The organism is Sphingomonas sp. URJC2, assembly GCF_059803575.1.
In genome coordinates this window covers 1-15,175 of the sequence record NZ_JAPFGX010000002.1, presented here as the reverse complement: position 1 = coordinate 15,175, position 15,175 = coordinate 1, and the positions used below count along the sequence as shown (strand labels likewise).

General features: G+C 69.4%; 15 protein-coding genes. 3 read left to right on the top strand and 12 right to left on the bottom strand.

Features of this window, described 5'->3' with window-relative positions; all coding sequences use genetic code 11:
- Positions 1-19: 19 nt before the first annotated feature.
- The gene (locus tag OPU66_RS01365) at positions 20-2,245 is read left to right on the top strand and encodes a family 1 glycosylhydrolase (RefSeq protein WP_498551808.1); all 2,226 of its coding nucleotides are present in this window, start codon (positions 20-22) and stop codon (positions 2,243-2,245) included.
- Positions 2,246-2,305: 60 nt separating this feature from the next.
- The gene (gene dnaE / locus OPU66_RS01360; protein WP_498551807.1) at positions 2,306-5,806 is read left to right on the top strand and encodes a DNA polymerase III subunit alpha; all 3,501 of its coding nucleotides are present in this window, start codon (positions 2,306-2,308) and stop codon (positions 5,804-5,806) included.
- A 62-nt stretch (positions 5,807-5,868) separates the two neighbouring features.
- Here the strand turns inward: dnaE and OPU66_RS01355 are convergent, their stop codons facing one another.
- The 3 genes from OPU66_RS01355 to lipB form a co-directional block, all read right to left on the bottom strand.
- Positions 5,869-6,513: a hypothetical protein gene (locus tag OPU66_RS01355; RefSeq protein WP_498551806.1), complete on the bottom strand. Its 645-nt coding sequence runs from the start codon at positions 6,511-6,513 to the stop codon at positions 5,869-5,871.
- A gap of 186 nt (positions 6,514-6,699) precedes the next feature.
- Complete coding sequence (locus OPU66_RS01350) at positions 6,700-6,972, bottom strand: hypothetical protein (protein WP_498551805.1); 273 nt, start codon at positions 6,970-6,972, stop codon at positions 6,700-6,702.
- 90 nt (positions 6,973-7,062) lie between these two features.
- The gene (lipB, locus tag OPU66_RS01345) at positions 7,063-7,719 is read right to left on the bottom strand and encodes a lipoyl(octanoyl) transferase LipB (RefSeq protein ID WP_498551804.1); all 657 of its coding nucleotides are present in this window, start codon (positions 7,717-7,719) and stop codon (positions 7,063-7,065) included.
- Between the two features lie 78 nt (positions 7,720-7,797).
- Here lipB and OPU66_RS01340 point away from each other — a divergent pair, with 78 nt between their 5' ends.
- Positions 7,798-8,514 carry a hypothetical protein gene (locus OPU66_RS01340; RefSeq protein WP_498551803.1) on the top strand — a complete coding sequence of 239 codons (717 nt, stop codon included), beginning with the start codon at positions 7,798-7,800 and terminating at the stop codon, positions 8,512-8,514.
- A 12-nt stretch (positions 8,515-8,526) separates the two neighbouring features.
- Here OPU66_RS01340 and OPU66_RS01335 read toward each other — a convergent pair whose 3' ends face one another.
- The 9 genes from OPU66_RS01335 to OPU66_RS01295 form a co-directional block, all read right to left on the bottom strand.
- Positions 8,527-9,117: a GNAT family N-acetyltransferase gene (locus OPU66_RS01335; RefSeq protein ID WP_498551802.1), complete on the bottom strand. Its 591-nt coding sequence runs from the start codon at positions 9,115-9,117 to the stop codon at positions 8,527-8,529.
- Positions 9,118-9,579, bottom strand: a complete 462-nt coding sequence (locus OPU66_RS01330) for a RidA family protein (protein ID WP_498551801.1) — start codon at positions 9,577-9,579, stop codon at positions 9,118-9,120.
- Positions 9,580-9,595: 16 nt separating this feature from the next.
- Entirely contained in the window at positions 9,596-10,285 is a 690-nt protein-coding gene (locus OPU66_RS01325) for an ABC transporter ATP-binding protein (RefSeq protein WP_498551800.1), read from the bottom strand.
- A complete protein-coding gene (locus OPU66_RS01320; protein WP_498551799.1) occupies positions 10,278-11,528 on the bottom strand; it encodes a lipoprotein-releasing ABC transporter permease subunit in 1,251 nt (416 codons plus the stop codon). Before OPU66_RS01320 ends, OPU66_RS01325 begins: the two co-directional genes overlap by 8 nt.
- Before the next feature lie 553 nt (positions 11,529-12,081).
- Positions 12,082-12,330 carry a twin-arginine translocase TatA/TatE family subunit gene (locus OPU66_RS01315; protein ID WP_498551798.1) on the bottom strand — a complete coding sequence of 83 codons (249 nt, stop codon included), beginning with the start codon at positions 12,328-12,330 and terminating at the stop codon, positions 12,082-12,084.
- Positions 12,331-12,389: 59 nt separating this feature from the next.
- Complete coding sequence (gene scpB, locus OPU66_RS01310; RefSeq protein ID WP_498551797.1) at positions 12,390-13,007, bottom strand: SMC-Scp complex subunit ScpB; 618 nt, start codon at positions 13,005-13,007, stop codon at positions 12,390-12,392.
- Entirely contained in the window at positions 13,004-13,735 is a 732-nt protein-coding gene (locus tag OPU66_RS01305; protein WP_498551796.1) for a segregation and condensation protein A, read from the bottom strand. The genes scpB and OPU66_RS01305 overlap by 4 nt, the downstream gene beginning before the upstream one ends.
- A 47-nt stretch (positions 13,736-13,782) precedes the next feature.
- Positions 13,783-14,817: a beta-N-acetylhexosaminidase gene (nagZ, locus tag OPU66_RS01300; RefSeq protein ID WP_498551795.1), complete on the bottom strand. Its 1,035-nt coding sequence runs from the start codon at positions 14,815-14,817 to the stop codon at positions 13,783-13,785.
- A gap of 10 nt (positions 14,818-14,827) precedes the next feature.
- Positions 14,828-15,175 (bottom strand): SPOR domain-containing protein (locus OPU66_RS01295; RefSeq protein ID WP_498551794.1); only part of this gene is annotated, 348 nt, incomplete at its 5' end.

The window sequence follows — 15,175 nt, the reverse complement described above, 5'->3', positions numbered from 1 at the left end:
AACGGCAGGGACGCAGGGCATGGAGATCTGGGGCGGCCATGAATGCACGGTCAACCGGCTGGACGAGGCGCGCGGCGGACGCAACGGCACGATCTATTGCGACCAGACACGGCTGAGCGGGCATCACGACCGGATCGCCGACCTGGACCTGTTCGCAGGGCTGGGGCTGACGGCGCTGCGCTATCCGGTGCTGTGGGAGCGCGTGGCCCCGGACCGGCCCGACCGCATCGACCTGAGCTGGTCGGACGCGCGGATCGCCGCGCTCGACCGGCTGGGCATCCGGCCGATCATCGGGCTGCTCCATCATGGCGGAGCCCCCCGCTATACGAGCCTTGTCGATCCCGACATGCCGCGCCTGTTCGCCGATTATGCGGGCCGGATCGCCAGCGCCTATCCCCATGTCACCGACTGGACGCCGATCAACGAACCGGTGACCACGGCACGCTTTGCCGGGCTTTACGGCCATTGGCACCCGCATGGCCGCAGCGAGGCGACCTTTCTGACGGCGCTGGTCACCCAGATCGAGGCGACGGTCGCGGCCATGGCGCGCATCCGCGCCGTCAATCCCGCCGCCCGGCTGGTGCAGACCGAAGATCTCGGCCGGACCTATGGCCCGCCCCGGCTGGCCGCCCTTGCCGCACATTACAATGCCCGGCGCTGGCTGGGCTGGGATCTGCTGACCGGGCGGGTCGGGCCGGACCATTGCGCCTGGCGGCTGTTCGCCGACGCGGGGCTGGCCGACCGCGTGCGCGCGCTGCCGCCCTGCCCGCCCGACATGATCGGCATCAATCATTATGTGACGAGCGACCGGTTCGTCGACGACCGGCTCGACCGCTATCCCGAACTGCCCCGCCCCGTCGCCGGCTTTCATGACCTGACGGCGGCGCGCGTGCTCGATCCGTCGCCCCCGGGCCTGGCGGGCGCGCTGGCCGAAGCCGCCGCGCGCTACGGCCTGCCGCTTGCGGTGACCGAAAGCCATCTGGGCTGCACCCGCGAGGAACAGATGCGCTGGCTGGCCGAGGGCTGGCAGACCGTGAACCGGCTTGCCGCCGCCGGCATGGACATTCGCGCCTTCACCATCTGGTCCCTGCTGGGCGCGCACGACTGGTGCAGCCTGCTCACACGCCGGCGCGGCCGCTATGAAAGCGGGGTGTTCGACCTGCGCGCCGGACGACCGCGCGCCACCGCGCTTGCCCGGCTGGTGCGGGGGTTTACCGGCGATCCGGCGGCGCGCGCATGGGCACAGGCGCATCCGGCGCTGGCCCGCCCCGGATGGTGGCGACGCGATGTGCGGTTCGAACACGCGCCGCATGTCTGGACCGGCGACCGGCCGGCCGCCCCGCCCGAACGACGGGTGCCGCCAATCCTGATCACCGGCGCGACCGGCACGCTGGGCCGCGCGCTGGGCCGCGCCTGCACGCTGCGCGGGCTCGATCATGTGCTGACCGACCGCGCAAGCTGCGCGATCGACGATGCCGATGCCATTGCCCGCGCGCTCGACCGGCTGCGCCCCTGGGCAGTGATCAACGCGGCCGGCTGGGTGCGGGTCGACGCGGCGGAACAGGCGGCAGACGCCTGTGCGTCGGCGAATGCGCGGGGAGCCGAGCTGCTGGGCGCGGCATGCGCCGCGCGCGGGCTGAGACAGATGCTGTTTTCATCGGACCTGGTGTTCGATGGCGCGACCGACATGCTCTATGTCGAAGACGACACGCCCCGGCCGCTCAGCGTCTATGGCCGCAGCAAACTGCGCGCCGAACAGGCCGTGCTGGCCGCCGATCCGCGCGCCCTCATCATCCGCACCGCCGCGTTTTTCCAGCCGTTCGACCCGCACAACTTTGCCATGGCGGTCGAATCGGCGCTGTCGGCCGGGCAGCGATTCGACGCGGCAGCGGGCCATATCGTCAGCCCGACCTTCGTCCCCGATCTGGTCCATGCCAGCCTCGACCAGTTTCTCGACGAGGTCTGCGGCATCCGCCACCTGACCCATCAGGATCCGGTCAGCTGGCTCGATTTCGGCCGCGGGGTGGCGGGCGCGCTGGGCCTTGATCCGGCGCTTGTCCGGCCGGCCAGCCCGGCGGCGCTGGGGTGGCGGGCACCGCGTCCGCGCTTTGCAGCACTCGGGTCGCGGCATGGACGGATGCTGCCCGGCCTCGCCGACGCGCTGGCACGCCATGCCGGGTTGCGCCGGGCGGCCGGCGCGCCGGCACCCAAGGGGCATGAGCCGCGCGCCGGCACCGCCGGATAAGCTGGGGATAAGGACCACCCCGCCCTTCCCCTTCGCGGCGCGACAACCCATAAGCAGGCAATGCCCCACGCCCCGTTCGTTCCCCTGCGCGTCTTTTCCGCTTTCACCATGCTTGAAGGCGCGATCGACCCGAAGGATGTGGCGAAGGCCGCGCGCGGCCATGGCTTTCCGGCGGTCGCGGTCGTCGACCGCAACGGCCTGTATGGCGCGATGGCGTTTTGCGAGGCGGCGATGAAGGCCGGGGTGCAGCCGATCGTCGGCACGCTGCTCGGCGTCGCGCGCCCCCGCCACGGCGATCAGCCGCCGGCGCTCGACTGGCTGGCGCTCTATGCCCAGAACGAGACCGGCTATCTGAACCTGTGCGAGCTGGTGTCGATGGCCCATCTCGACCGGCCGATCGAAATGGACCCGCATGTGCCGTTCGAGGCGCTGGCCGGGCGCACCGAGGGGCTGATCGCGCTCACCGCCGGGGCCGAAGGCGCGCTGGCGCGGCTGTTCGCCGAGGAGCAAGCGGCGGCGGCCATCGACTATGTCGACCAGCTCGAACGGCTGTTTCCCGAGCGGCTCTATATCGAGCTGTCGCGGCGGATGGACGAGACCGAGGCGCGCGCCGAACGCCATCTGATCGATCTCGCCTTTGCCCATGACCTGCCGCTGGTCGCGACCAATCCGTGCTGCTTTGCCGAGGCCGATTTCCACCCCGCGCATGACGCGATGCTGTGCATCGCCTCGTCAAGCTATGTCGACAGCGACGATCGCCGCAAAAGCTCGCCCGATGCGTGGATGAAGCCGGCGGCCGACATGGCGACGCTGTTTGCCGACCTGCCCGAGGCGCTGTCGAACACGCTGGTCATCGCCCAGCGCTGCGCGGTCGCCGCGCCCAAGCGCAAGCCGATCCTGCCCAGCCTTGCCGGCGACCGCGAGGGCGAGGCGGCAAAGCTGCGCACCGACGCCCATGCCGGGCTGGAGGCTCGCCTCGCCGCCGCCCAGATCACCGATGCAGGCGCGCGCGCCGCCTATGTCGAACGGCTGGATTTCGAGCTGGATGTCATCATCCAGATGGGCTTTCCCGGCTATTTCCTGATCGTCGCCGATTTCATCAAATGGGCGAAGGCGCAGGGCATTCCGGTCGGGCCGGGGCGCGGCTCGGGGGCCGGATCGGTCGTCGCCTGGGCGCTCACCATCACCGATCTCGATCCGCTGAAACTGGGGCTGCTGTTCGAACGCTTCCTCAACCCCGAACGCGTGTCGATGCCCGATTTCGACATCGATTTCTGCGAAACCCGGCGCGAAGAGGTGATCCGCTACGTCCAGCAGAAATATGGCCGCGACCATGTCGCGCAGATCATCACCTTCGGGCGGCTGAAAGCGCGCGCGGTGCTCAAGGATACGGGCCGGGTGCTGCAGATGAGCTATGGCCAGGTCGACCGGCTGGCCAAGCTGGTGCCCAACCACCCGACCGATCCCTGGACGCTCGACCGCGCGCTCAACGGCGTCAGCGAGCTGGCGCAGGAATATAAGACCAACGCCGAGGTGAAGAGGCTGTTCGACCTTGCCGGTAGGCTGGAAGGGCTGCCGCGCCACAGCTCGACCCATGCGGCGGGCGTGGTGATCGGCGACCGGCCCCTCGCCCAGCTGGTCCCGCTCTACCGCGATCCGCGCTCCGACATGCCGGTCACCCAGTTCGACATGAAATATGTCGAGGGCGCGGGGCTGGTGAAGTTCGACTTTCTGGGGCTGAAGACGCTGTCGGTGCTCCAGCGCGCGGTCGAGATGCTGGCCGCGCGCGGCATCACGGTCGATCTGGGCACGCTCGGCTGGGACGATCCGGCAGTCTATGACCTGCTTCAGCGCGGCGACACGGTGGGGGTGTTCCAGCTCGAATCCGAAGGGATGCGCCGCACGCTGGCCGCGGTCCGCCCGACCAATTTCGGCGACATCGTCGCGCTGGTGTCGCTCTACCGGCCGGGGCCGATGGACAATATCCCGCTGTTCGGGTCGCGCAAGAACGGGCGCGAGCCGGTCACCTATCCGCACCCGCTGCTCGAACCGGTGCTGGCCGAAACCTATGGCATCTTCGTCTATCAGGAACAGGTGATGCAGGCCGCGCAGATCCTGGCCGGCTATTCGCTGGGCGGCGCGGACCTGCTGCGCCGCGCGATGGGCAAGAAGATCAAGGCCGAGATGGACGCGCAGCGCGCGATCTTCGTCGAGGGCTGCGAAAAGGTGAACGGCATCGCCGCCGACAAGGCGAACGAGCTGTTCGACTTGATCGACAAATTCGCCGGCTATGGCTTCAACAAGTCGCACGCCGCCGCCTATGCGCTGCTCGCCTATCAGACCGCCTGGCTGAAGGCGCATCATCCGCACGAATTCTTCGCCGCCTCGATGTGCTACGACATCGCCCAGACCGACAAGCTCTGCGTGTTCGTCGACGATATCCGCAGGCTGGGGCTGACGCTGCTGCCGCCCGACATCAACCGGTCGGACGCCGAGTTTGCGGTCGAGCCGGTGGCGGGCGACGGTGACGGCGACAGCGAGGGGCCGGGCCTTGCCGTCCGCTATGCGCTGGGCGCGCTGCGCAATGTCGGCGAGCGGGCGATGGCGCAGCTGGTCGAGGAACGCACGCGCGGCGGCCCGTTCGCCTCGCTCGACGATTTCGCCAACCGCGTCGACCCCAAGCTGCTCAACCGCCGCCAGATGGAAAGCCTCGCGGCGGCAGGCGCGTTCGACGGCATCGCCCCCGACCGGGCGGGGGTGTTCGCCGCCGCCGAGACGATCCTGGCAGAGGCTGCGCGTGCCGCCGATCAGCGCGCGACCGGCCAGGGCGGGCTGTTCGGCGAGGCCGACATGGCCGGGGCCGCCATCGCGCTCCCCGCCGGGCAGAGCTGGTCGCTGGCCGAGCGCATGGCGCAGGAAAAGGACGCGTTCGGCTTTTACTTTTCCGCCCATCCGGTCGACCGCTATCGCCACATAGCCGACGCGCATGGCGCGCGCAGCTATATGCAGCTGTCGACGGTCAATATCGGTGACGAGCGGGTCGGCGCGACCATGGCGGCGCTGATCGAGGATGTGCGCTGGCGTACCTCGGCCAAGGGGCGGCGCTATCTGCTTGCCACCTGTTCGGATGCCAGCGGCCAGTTCGTCGCCAGCTGTTTCGACGATGCGGCGGCCAAGGATCTGGAAGATGCCGCGCGCAATGGCGGCTGCGGCCTGTTGTCGGTCGAGCTGGACAAACGGCCGGGCGAAGACAGCCCGCGCGTCGCGATCAAGCGGCTGCAGCCGCTGGAAGGACTGGGCGATGCCGCCCGGCTGATGCTGCGCCTCGAAGTTTCGGCACCCGAGGCGCTGGGCGAAATCGCGGCGTTGCTGGGCAGCGCCGGCAGCGGGCGCGGCGAGGTGCGGCTGTCGGCAGCCGGCCCGGCGGGCACCGCCGATGTGCGGCTGGGGCGCGGGTTCAGGCTCGATGCCGAACTGGCGGCGCGGATCGAGCAGCTGCCGGGGGTGGTGCGGGTTGCGCTGAGCGCGGTCGAAACCCCGCGCCTGGCGCTGGTTTCCTGAGCGCCGCTGTTCTGCAACCCGCGCTGTTCTGAAACCCCGGCTGGCCTGAAGCGCCGGGCCGGTCAGCCGCGGCAGCGCCCGTTGCGGCCCTTTTTGCGGCACGCCTCTTCCAGCGGCACCGGCAGCGGCGTGAAATAGGGCGGCGCATAGGTGAATTGCTGCTCGGCCAGCCGCTGGGTCAGGCTGTTGCGCAGCGTCGTCAGCCGCTGTTCGGCAACCAGATGCAGCTGCCCGCGCCGGGCGAACAACGCCTCGCGCCCGATCCGCGCCGCGGTCGTGCAGAAGTTGAACTGCGGCAGGCCGACGGCCGAAAAGCTCGAATAGGTGCGCGTGCCATAGGCGTCGAGCTGGCTGGCCCCGGCCTTTTTGTGGCGGCGGGTGAAATAGCCCGACAGCGTCTGATAGGCGGCGGCCAGCTCCGCCTTATGATTGTCGAGCATATGGTTATACTGGTTGCGGGTCAGCAAGGTCGGATCGAACTGGCATTGCAGCGCCGCGACATTGAGCGCGGAGCGCAGGTTCCACACCACCATCGCGCGCAGCTCGGCCGGGGTCGCGCCGGGCAGCGGCGATGCGCTCACCCCCGGTTCGTCGCCGCGCACCGGCGGTCCGCTGAAATCGGGCTGCTTCCAGAAAAAATTGGCCTTGAGCGGCGCAAGCGGTGCCGCCGCCAGCAGGATCAGGGCAAGAAAACGAGGTTTACGCATCAAAGGCTCCGCACAGCGCGGCATGCCTAACGGTTTTTGACAGGCGGCAAAAGCGGTTTGCGCCAATCCGTGACCAAGCGGAGGGCGACGCGGGGGCGGCGGCTGTGGGGACGCGCAAAACGTCGGGCCATGCAAAAAGGGCCGCCCGGTCGCCCGGACGGCCCCTTCAGCCATTGGCTGCGAAGCTTACTTCGCGGCTTCGGTGCCGTTTTCGGCAGCGACCGGAGCAGCCGCATTGGCGTCGGTGGCGTTCATGTCGTTCGCCATCGCGCCGTCATTGGCCATCGCGCCGTCCATGTCGGTCATGTTGTCGGTGGTGACATTCATGTCCATGGCGTTCATTTCGGCGACGTTGGCGTCGGCGACATTGGCTTCTTCCTTGCTGCCGCAGGCGGCAACCAGCAGAGCGGCGCCGGCGATCATCGAGCCGGTCATCATCTTCGCGAGAAGGTCACGCATTCGAAACTCCCTTGTTTTTCGGATTTGGCCGGCTCGCAGGCCCTGCTTTAGCCAAATCGCCGCCGTGTTTAGACAGAAAATCTTCACCCCTCAAGAGTGGTTCTTGCCGCCGCAACCCAATCCGTCAACGAACCCGGCAAGGTTTGCGGCCAGCGCCGCATCGACCTCGGCCAGTGTTCGCGGCTGGCCGATGCTCCTGAGGCTCGCGACCGGATAATCGGGCAGGCCGCACGGCACGATGCCGCCAAAATGGCTCAGATCCGGGTCGATGTTGAGCGAAAAGCCGTGAAACGTCACCCAGCGGCGCACGCGCACGCCGATGGCGCCGATCTTCACCTCCTGCCCCTCGAAATCGGTCCAGATGCCGACCCGGCCGTCAATCGCCCGCGCCGCCACGCCCAGATCGGCCAGCGCGGCGATCAGCCAGCCTTCCAGCCGGTGGACGAAACAGCGCACGTCGCGGCCGCGCCGGCTGAGGTCGAGCTGGACATAGCCGACACGCTGCCCCGGCCCGTGATAGGTGTAGCGCCCGCCCCGCCCGGTCGGGAATACCGGGAAACGCGGCGCGATCAGCTCGGCGGGATCGGCGCTGGTGCCCCCGGTGTAAAGCGGCGGGTGTTCGAGCAGCCAGATGCGCTCGCGCGCCTGCCCGGCGGCAATCGCCTCGGCCCGCGCCTCCATATCGGCGAGCGCCGCCTGATAATCGGTCAGCCCCGGCGACTGCGTCCATTCGATCTCGGTCGTCATGCCCCCCACATCGCGGCTGGCGGGCCTCGCTTCAAGCGCCGGATCGGTTATATGCGGGGCAAGATGCAGGAGACGGGAATGAAGCTCGACCTCAGCCGGGCATGGAGCGATGCCATGGCGATTCTTGGCAGCCAGCGCGATCTGCTGATCGCGATTGCCGGCGTGTTCCTACTGATGCCGACATTGGTGATGAACATCCTGCGGCCGATGGACATGGCGCAGGATCTGCCGCCACTCGAAGCGCTGGAGCTGTGGATCGACACCAACTGGCATTATCTGGTGCTGAGCGCGGTGATCGCGGCGCTTGGCCGGCTGGCGATGCTGATCCTGCTGCTCGCCCCCGAACGGCCGACCGTGGCCGAGGCGCTGGCCGCCGGGCTGAAGCTGTTGCCGATCTTCGTGGTCACCAACATCCTGGTCGGGCTGATGCTGTTTGCCGGCGCCGTGCTGCTGATCCTGCCGGGCCTGTATCTGGCCGGGCGCACCCTGCTGGCCGAAGTCACGCTGGTTGCCGAGCGGTTGTCGAACCCGGTCGCGGCGATCACCCGCAGCATCCGCGTCACGCGCGGCAATGGCTGGCGCATCTTCGCGATGGCGGCGATCATCTATGTCGCGGGCTTTGTCGTGACCGGCCTTGCCAATGCGAGCGTCGTGGTGATCCAGATCGTAGGCGGCACGGCCGAGGTGACCGGTTTTCTGGGCGCGCTGGTGTCGGCGCTGTTCGGCGCGGGGGTGACGCTGGTGCTGCTGCTCGTCACCATCGCCATCTATCGCCAGCTCTCCGCGCAGGACTAGACCGGTTACCGGTCAGCCCGTGCCGCTGATCAGCGGCACGTGCGGCGCGGCGCTGGCGGGCAGATGGCCGGTCAGGCGCGGGTCGGTGAAGGTTTCGATCTCGCGCCGGAACGGCACGAACCCCTGGGCGCGGTAAAAGCCGAGCGCTGAAGGGTGATCGAGCGTGCAGCTGTGCAGCCACAACCGCTCCACCCCCGCCCGCCAGCCGAGCATCAGCGCATGGGCCATCAGCCAGCGGCCATGCCCCTGCCCGGTCAGTTCGGGGACCAGCCCGAAAAAGGCGATCTCGCACGCCCCCGGGCGGCGAAAATCCAGCTCCACCATGCCGACCTCGATCCCCGCTCGGTCGAGCACGGCATGCACCTCCACCCCCGGATCGCCGAGGATCGCGGCCAGTTCGGCATCGGGCATGACGAGGCGCGAAAACCACAGCCATGGCTCACCGACACGGCGGAACAGCTGGCGATAGGCATCAAGGCCGGGCTGGGGCCAGCGCCTGAGCGCGAGCGGGCTTGCCGGCATCGGCCGGGGGCGCGGCCGGGCGCGCATTTCAAGCGAGGTGACAATCGTCGCCACCTCGCCGGGGGCGACCGGCACGATCATTCAGCGCCGCCCGGCATCGGCCTGGCACTCCATCTCCACCCGCGCGCCAAGCGCCAGCGCCTCGACGCCCATCGCGCTGCGCGCCGGCAGCCGCCCGGCCGGGAAATAGGGCACATAGACGCGGTTGAACGCGGCCCAGTCCGCCATGTCGTCGAGCATGACGAGGCAGTGGACGACATGTTCAAAGCCAAGCCCCGCGCCGCGCAGGGCAGCGCCGATATTCTCCATCATCTGCCGGCTCTGCGCCTCGATGCCTTCAGGCAGGCTGCCATCGGCGCGGGTGCCGAGCTGGCCGGACAGGAACAGGATGTCGCCCGCGCGCACCGACTGCGAAAACGGCCGGGGCGCGCCGTCCGGGCCATAGGCCGGCACATGGCTGGCGGGCGGCGGCACCGCCTGCGCCGCACCCGCGATGAGCGTCGCCGCCATTGCCGCTCCCAGCGCCCGGATCATGCCGATCATCTCCCTCTCCCCCCGTTTACCCGCCAGCCGCCGCGTCGTGCAGCCGGCCATCATGCAGGCGCAGCACCCGGTCCATCCGCGCCGCCAGCCGTTCATTATGGGTCGCGACCAGCGCGGCGGCATTCTGTTCGCGCACCGCGGCCAGAAAGGCGTCGAACACCATGTCGGCCGTCGCCTCGTCCAGATTGCCGGTCGGCTCGTCGGCCAGCACCAGCGCCGGGCGGTTGGCGAGCGCGCGGGCGACGGCGACGCGCTGCTGCTCGCCGCCCGACAGCTTGGCCGGGCGGTGGCCGAGCCGGTGCTGGAGCCCGAGCGCACCGAGCAGCGCGCCCGCACGCTGTTCGGCCTCGGCCTGGGGGGTGTCGCGGATCAGCTGCGGCAGCACGACATTTTCGAGCGCGCTGAAATCGGGCAGCAGATGGTGGAACTGATAGACAAAGCCGATGCGGTCGCGGCGCAGCCGGGTGCGCGCATCATTGTCGAGCCGCGCCGCCTCCTCGCCCAGAATGCGGATCGAGCCGCCAAACCCGCCTTCGAGCAGGCCGACCGCCTGCAACAGCGTCGACTTGCCCGATCCCGACGGGCCGAGCAGCGCGACAATCTCGCCGGCCGCGACATCAAGGTCGACGCCGCGCAGCACATGCACGGTCTCGGTCCCCTGGGTGAAGCTGCGCGTCAGGTCGCGCACCACCAGCACGTCATTCATAACGCAGCACCTGCACCGGATCGGTGCTCGCCGCGCGGAAGGCGGGGTAGAGCGTCGCCAGAAAGCTCAGCACCAGCGCCATCACCACGATCGCGGCAACCTCGACCGGATCGGTGCGCGCGGGCAGCTCGGTCAGGAAGCGGATCGACGGATCCCACAGATTCTGGCCGGTCACGAACTGCACCGCCTCCACCACCCGCTGGCGGTAGAACAGGAACAGCGCGCCCAGCGCCAGCCCGGCCGCGATGCCCAGCGCGCCGATCGCCGTGCCGATGGTCACAAACACCTTGATCAGCCCGATCCGCGTCGCCCCCATGGTGCGCAGGATCGCGATGTCGCGCGTCTTGGCGCGCACCAGCATGATCAGCGCCGACAGGATGTTGAACACCGCGACCAGCACGATGATCGACAGCACGACGAACATCGCCACCCGCTCGACCTGCAACGCCTCGAACAGCGAGGCATTCATCTGCCGCCAGTCGGTCATCACCCCCTGATTGCCGATGCGCGGCAGCAACGGGGCCAGAATCTCGCCCACCCGGTCGGGATCGGCGGTCTTGACCTCGATCATCCCCACCGAATCGCCCAGCATCAGCAGCGTCTGCGCATCTTCCATCGGCAGGATCACGAACGCCTTGTCATAATCATAGACCCCGACCTCGAAGATCGCCGCCACCCGGTAGCTGACGATGCGCGGCACCGTGCCGAACGGGGTCGCCTGCCCCTGCGGGCTGATCAAGCTGATCGACCCGCCGACGCGCGCGCCCAGCGCCTCGGCCAGCCGCGCGCCGATGGCGACATTGTCGCTGCCCGGCACCAGATCGGCCAGCCGCCCGGCCACCACGCCCGAACGCACCACCGGATTGGCGCGGATATCGGCCACCCGCATCCCGCGCGCCAGCACGCCTTCGACCCGCCCGTCATAGCTGGCCATCAGCGGCTGTTCGATCAGCGGCGTGGCCGAAACGACGCCCGGCACCGCGCGCGCATCGGCAAGCAGCGTCCGCCAGTCGCGCAGCTGGCCGCCATAGCCCTGGATCACCGCATGGCCATTAAGGCCGACGACGCGGTCGAACAGTTCGGCGCGAAAGCCGTTCATCACGCTCATCACGATCATCAGCGCGGCGACGCCGAGCATGACCGCCACCAGGCTGATCGAGGCGACAAGGACGATAAAGCCCTCGCCCCTGCCCGGCAGCAGATAGCGTTTGGCGATCATCCGTTCATAGGCGGAAAGGATCATTCCGGGTTCCGGTTGCTGGCCATCAGGCCGGTCTAGAGGGTTTGGCGCGTCAGGGGAATCGCCATGGGTGGGTTTTGCGGGTGCGACCGGCGGCCGGCCTCATCCCCGCCTGTTGCATCGAGGTCACAGCATGGGGGAAATAGGCTGAACCCCCGATAAACGGGCATGACAGCGGCGCGGAGTCGTCATAGCCTTGCATTACTGAACACAGGCAATGGCCATGGTTCGGGGAAAGTCTCGCTCCGCCAGCCTCTTGAAGGGGAGCAGGCGGGCGTCGAGCGGGACGACAAAAGGGGGCTGACGAGCGATCGTCACGCGGGTGCCCGGATCGGAAACGATCCGGGCATTCTCCTTTTCGGGGCCGGTCGCCCTGCTACAAACCGACATTGCAAACTGGCCCGGTTCCGCACGCAGGCGAGACCACGCCGCCAGACCGGCGTGTGGCAGATGGTCGCCGCCGAAACCGGATCGCTGCCCGACACGCGCCGGACCTCGCAGCAGGGCCGCATCGGCACGGGCGTCGCCCTGCCGGGTCGCGGCGCGATCTGCCCGATCAGGCCTGGGGCTTGTCCTCGACGGCCGACCGGGTTTCAGCGGCGCGGGGGTCGACCGGGCGCGCCTGCTCGATCGCCTCGACACGGCCGGGGGCCGGCGCGGACTGATCGTCCTCGGCCATGCCTTTCTTGAAGCTTTTGATGCCCTTGGCGACATCGCCCATCATGTCGGAAAACCGGCCCTTGCCGAACAGCAGCAGCACGATGATGCCGACGACAAGCCAGTGCCAGAGGCTGAAACCACCCATGAAAACTCTCCTCAGGGGCCGGTCGCCCCGGTCGCGCCACCGCGCGTGTTGCGGCTTATCTAGTCGCTCTCGGCGTCGCTTTCCAGTTCGTCATCGCCCGCCATCGCCCCGGCAAGCGCAAGATCGACCGGATCGAGCAGCCCGGCGGCGCGCAGATCGTCGATCCCCGGCAGGTCGCGGCGGCTTTTGAGCCCGAAATGGGCGAGAAATCCCGGCGTCGTTGCATAGAGCAGCGGGCGGCCCGGCCCTTCGCGCCGCCCGGCCGGGCGCACCCAGCCCGCCTCCATCAGCACGTCGAGCGTGCCCTTGGAAATCTGCACGCCGCGCACCGCCTCGATCTCGGCGCGGCTGACCGGTTCCTGATAGGCGATGATCGCCAGCGTTTCGACTGCTGCCCGGCTCAGCCGGCGCGGCTCCTCGCGGTCACGACGCAGCAAATGGGCAAGATCGGGCGCGGTCTCGAAATGCCAGCGGCCGCCGCGCTCGACCGGACCGATGCCGCGCCCGGCATAATCGGCGGCCAGCCGGGCCAGCGCCGCGCGCACATCGATGCCCGGCCCGACATGGGCGGCGATCTCGTCCACCGGCAGCGGCGCGGTGGCGGCGAACAGCACCGCCTCGACCGCGCGCACGCCGAAATCGGCCTGCGACGCAGCGTTCGGGGTAAAACCGGTCACGACGCGCCCCGCAGATAAAGCGGCGCGAACGGCGCGTCCTGGCGCAGCTCGGCCCGCCCCTGCCGCGCCAGTTCGAGCGCGGCGACAAAGCTGGAGGCGAGCGACGACCGCGCCAGCTGCGCATCCGCGACCTCGGGCAGAAACGCCTCGATCCGCGCCCAGTCGGGCCTGGCCCCGATCAGCCGGCCCAGACGCTCCAGCGCGGCATCGAGCGTCATCACCGGGCGGCGGGCAATCTGGTGGACGACCGGCCGGGTGCGCGCCAGCACCCGGCCATACGCCTCGATCAGATCGTAAAGATCGGCCTGCCACAGGCTCTGGCGCACCGTCGCCAGCCCTTCGGGCGCGCCGCGCGCGAACACGTCGCGGCCCAGCCGGTCGCGCGCCATCAGCCGCGCCCCCGCCTCGCGCATCGCCGCCAGCCGTTGCAGCCGCAGTTGCAGGCGCAGCGCCAGCTCCTCGGGGCTGGGCTCGATCTCGGGATCGCGCGGCAGCAGCAATGCGGATTTGAGATAGGCGAGCCATGCCGCCATCACCAGATAATCGGCAGCAATCTCCAGCCGCAGCGCGCGCGCGCCGGCCAGATAGGCGAGATATTGCTCAACGAGCGCCAGGATCGAGATTTCGCGCAGATCGACCTTCTGCCCGCGCGCCAGCGCGAGCAGCAGGTCGAGCGGGCCTTCCCAGCCGTCAATCTCGATCACCAACGATGCAGACGAATCGGTCACGCGCGCGAGACTATCACGCCCGCCCAACCTCTCCGCCACAGCCAAGCTCAGCCGGCGGCGCTGGCCGTCAGCACCGGGGCAAGCAGCCGGTCGCGCGTGGCGATCAGATCGGCCATGGCGGCGGGATCGGGCGCAGCCCCGGCCTTCACACCCGACATCGCGCGGTCCAGCCGGGTGCGTGCGGCAGCGGTGATCGGCGGCACGGCGGCGGCGATGGCGGTCATTTCGTCCATCCGCGCCCAGCAATCGAGCACGATGTCGCACCCGGCCTTGAGTGCTGCGACCGCCTTGTCCGCCGGGGTGCCCGACAGCGCCTTCATGTCGATATCGTCGGTGAGGAGCAGCCCGTCAAACCCGATGCGGCGGCGGATGATGCCGTCGATCACCGCCGGCGACAATGTGCCCGGGCGCTCGGCATCCCAGGCGGTGTAGACGATGTGCGCGCTCATCCCGATCGGCGCGTCGGCCAGGCGGATGAACGGGGCCAGATCCTCGGCCAGTTCATCCTCGCCTGCCGTCACCACCGGCAGCGCCTTATGGCTGTCGACCAGCACCCGGCCATGGCCGGGCATATGCTTGACCACGCCGACCACCCCGGCCTCGGCAAGGCCCGCCAGCACCGCCCGGCCGAGTGCGGCGACCCGCATTGGTTCAAAGCCATAGGCACGGTCGCCGATCACGTCATCGGCCCCGGCGCGGCGCACATCGAGCAGCGGCAGACAGTCGACACTGATCCCGCATTCGGCGAGCATCAGGCCGAGCGCATGGGCATTGGCGCGCGCCGCCGCGATCGCCGAGGCCGGGGCGATGTCGTAAAGCTGGCCGAACAGCGCGCCTGGCGGAAAGGCCGGCCATTCGGGCGGCTGCATCCGCGCCACCCGCCCGCCTTCCTGATCGATCAGCACCGGCAGATCGTCGCGCCCGTGCAGCGCGCGCAGATCGTCGGTCAGCGCGCGCAGCTGGGCACGGTCGACGCAGTTGCGCCGGAACAGAATATAGCCGGCCGGATCGGCAGCGCGGAAAAAATCGCGCTCGTCGGGGGTGAGCGCGGGGCCGGACAGGCCGAAGATGACGGGGATCATCGCCGCGCGCTCAGTTGACGACCAGACAGGCTTCGCCCGCAACCTTCAGCCGCGCACAGGCGTCGCGCGCGGCCTCGGCCGACACGGCGGTCGCGCGCAGCCGGTAGAATGTCCGCCCGCCGACCTTGGCCGGGACGACGAACCGGTTCAGCCCGTCCAGATAGGCAAAGCGCCGCGACAGCCCGGTCCAGGCCGACAGCGCGACCGCCTGGCTGTCGAACGCGCCGAGCTGGATCACGCTGCCCGCCGGGCCGGCGGCCATGGGCGCAGGCGCGGGCGGGGCCTTGGCGACCAACCGGCCCCCTTCGCTGACAGGCGCGCTGGCAGCCCCCGGGCCGGTGGCGGTGCTGGCCGGCGG

Excerpts from the sequence above, each read along its gene's own strand:
- OPU66_RS01365 (WP_498551808.1), top strand. The coding sequence starts at position 20 with ATGGAGATCTGGGGCGGCCATGAATGCACGGTCAACCGGCTGGACGAG.
- dnaE (WP_498551807.1), top strand. The coding sequence starts at position 2,306 with ATGCCCCACGCCCCGTTCGTTCCCCTGCGCGTCTTTTCCGCTTTCACC.
- OPU66_RS01355 (WP_498551806.1), bottom strand. The coding sequence starts at position 6,513 with ATGCGTAAACCTCGTTTTCTTGCCCTGATCCTGCTGGCGGCGGCACCG.
- OPU66_RS01350 (WP_498551805.1), bottom strand. The coding sequence starts at position 6,972 with ATGCGTGACCTTCTCGCGAAGATGATGACCGGCTCGATGATCGCCGGC.
- lipB (WP_498551804.1), bottom strand. The coding sequence starts at position 7,719 with ATGACGACCGAGATCGAATGGACGCAGTCGCCGGGGCTGACCGATTAT.
- OPU66_RS01340 (WP_498551803.1), top strand. The coding sequence starts at position 7,798 with ATGAAGCTCGACCTCAGCCGGGCATGGAGCGATGCCATGGCGATTCTT.
- OPU66_RS01335 (WP_498551802.1), bottom strand. The coding sequence starts at position 9,117 with ATGATCGTGCCGGTCGCCCCCGGCGAGGTGGCGACGATTGTCACCTCG.
- OPU66_RS01330 (WP_498551801.1), bottom strand. The coding sequence starts at position 9,579 with ATGATCGGCATGATCCGGGCGCTGGGAGCGGCAATGGCGGCGACGCTC.
- OPU66_RS01325 (WP_498551800.1), bottom strand. The coding sequence starts at position 10,285 with ATGAATGACGTGCTGGTGGTGCGCGACCTGACGCGCAGCTTCACCCAG.
- OPU66_RS01320 (WP_498551799.1), bottom strand. The coding sequence starts at position 11,528 with ATGATCCTTTCCGCCTATGAACGGATGATCGCCAAACGCTATCTGCTG.
- OPU66_RS01315 (WP_498551798.1), bottom strand. The coding sequence starts at position 12,330 with ATGGGTGGTTTCAGCCTCTGGCACTGGCTTGTCGTCGGCATCATCGTG.
- nagZ (WP_498551795.1), bottom strand. The coding sequence starts at position 14,817 with ATGATCCCCGTCATCTTCGGCCTGTCCGGCCCCGCGCTCACCCCCGAC.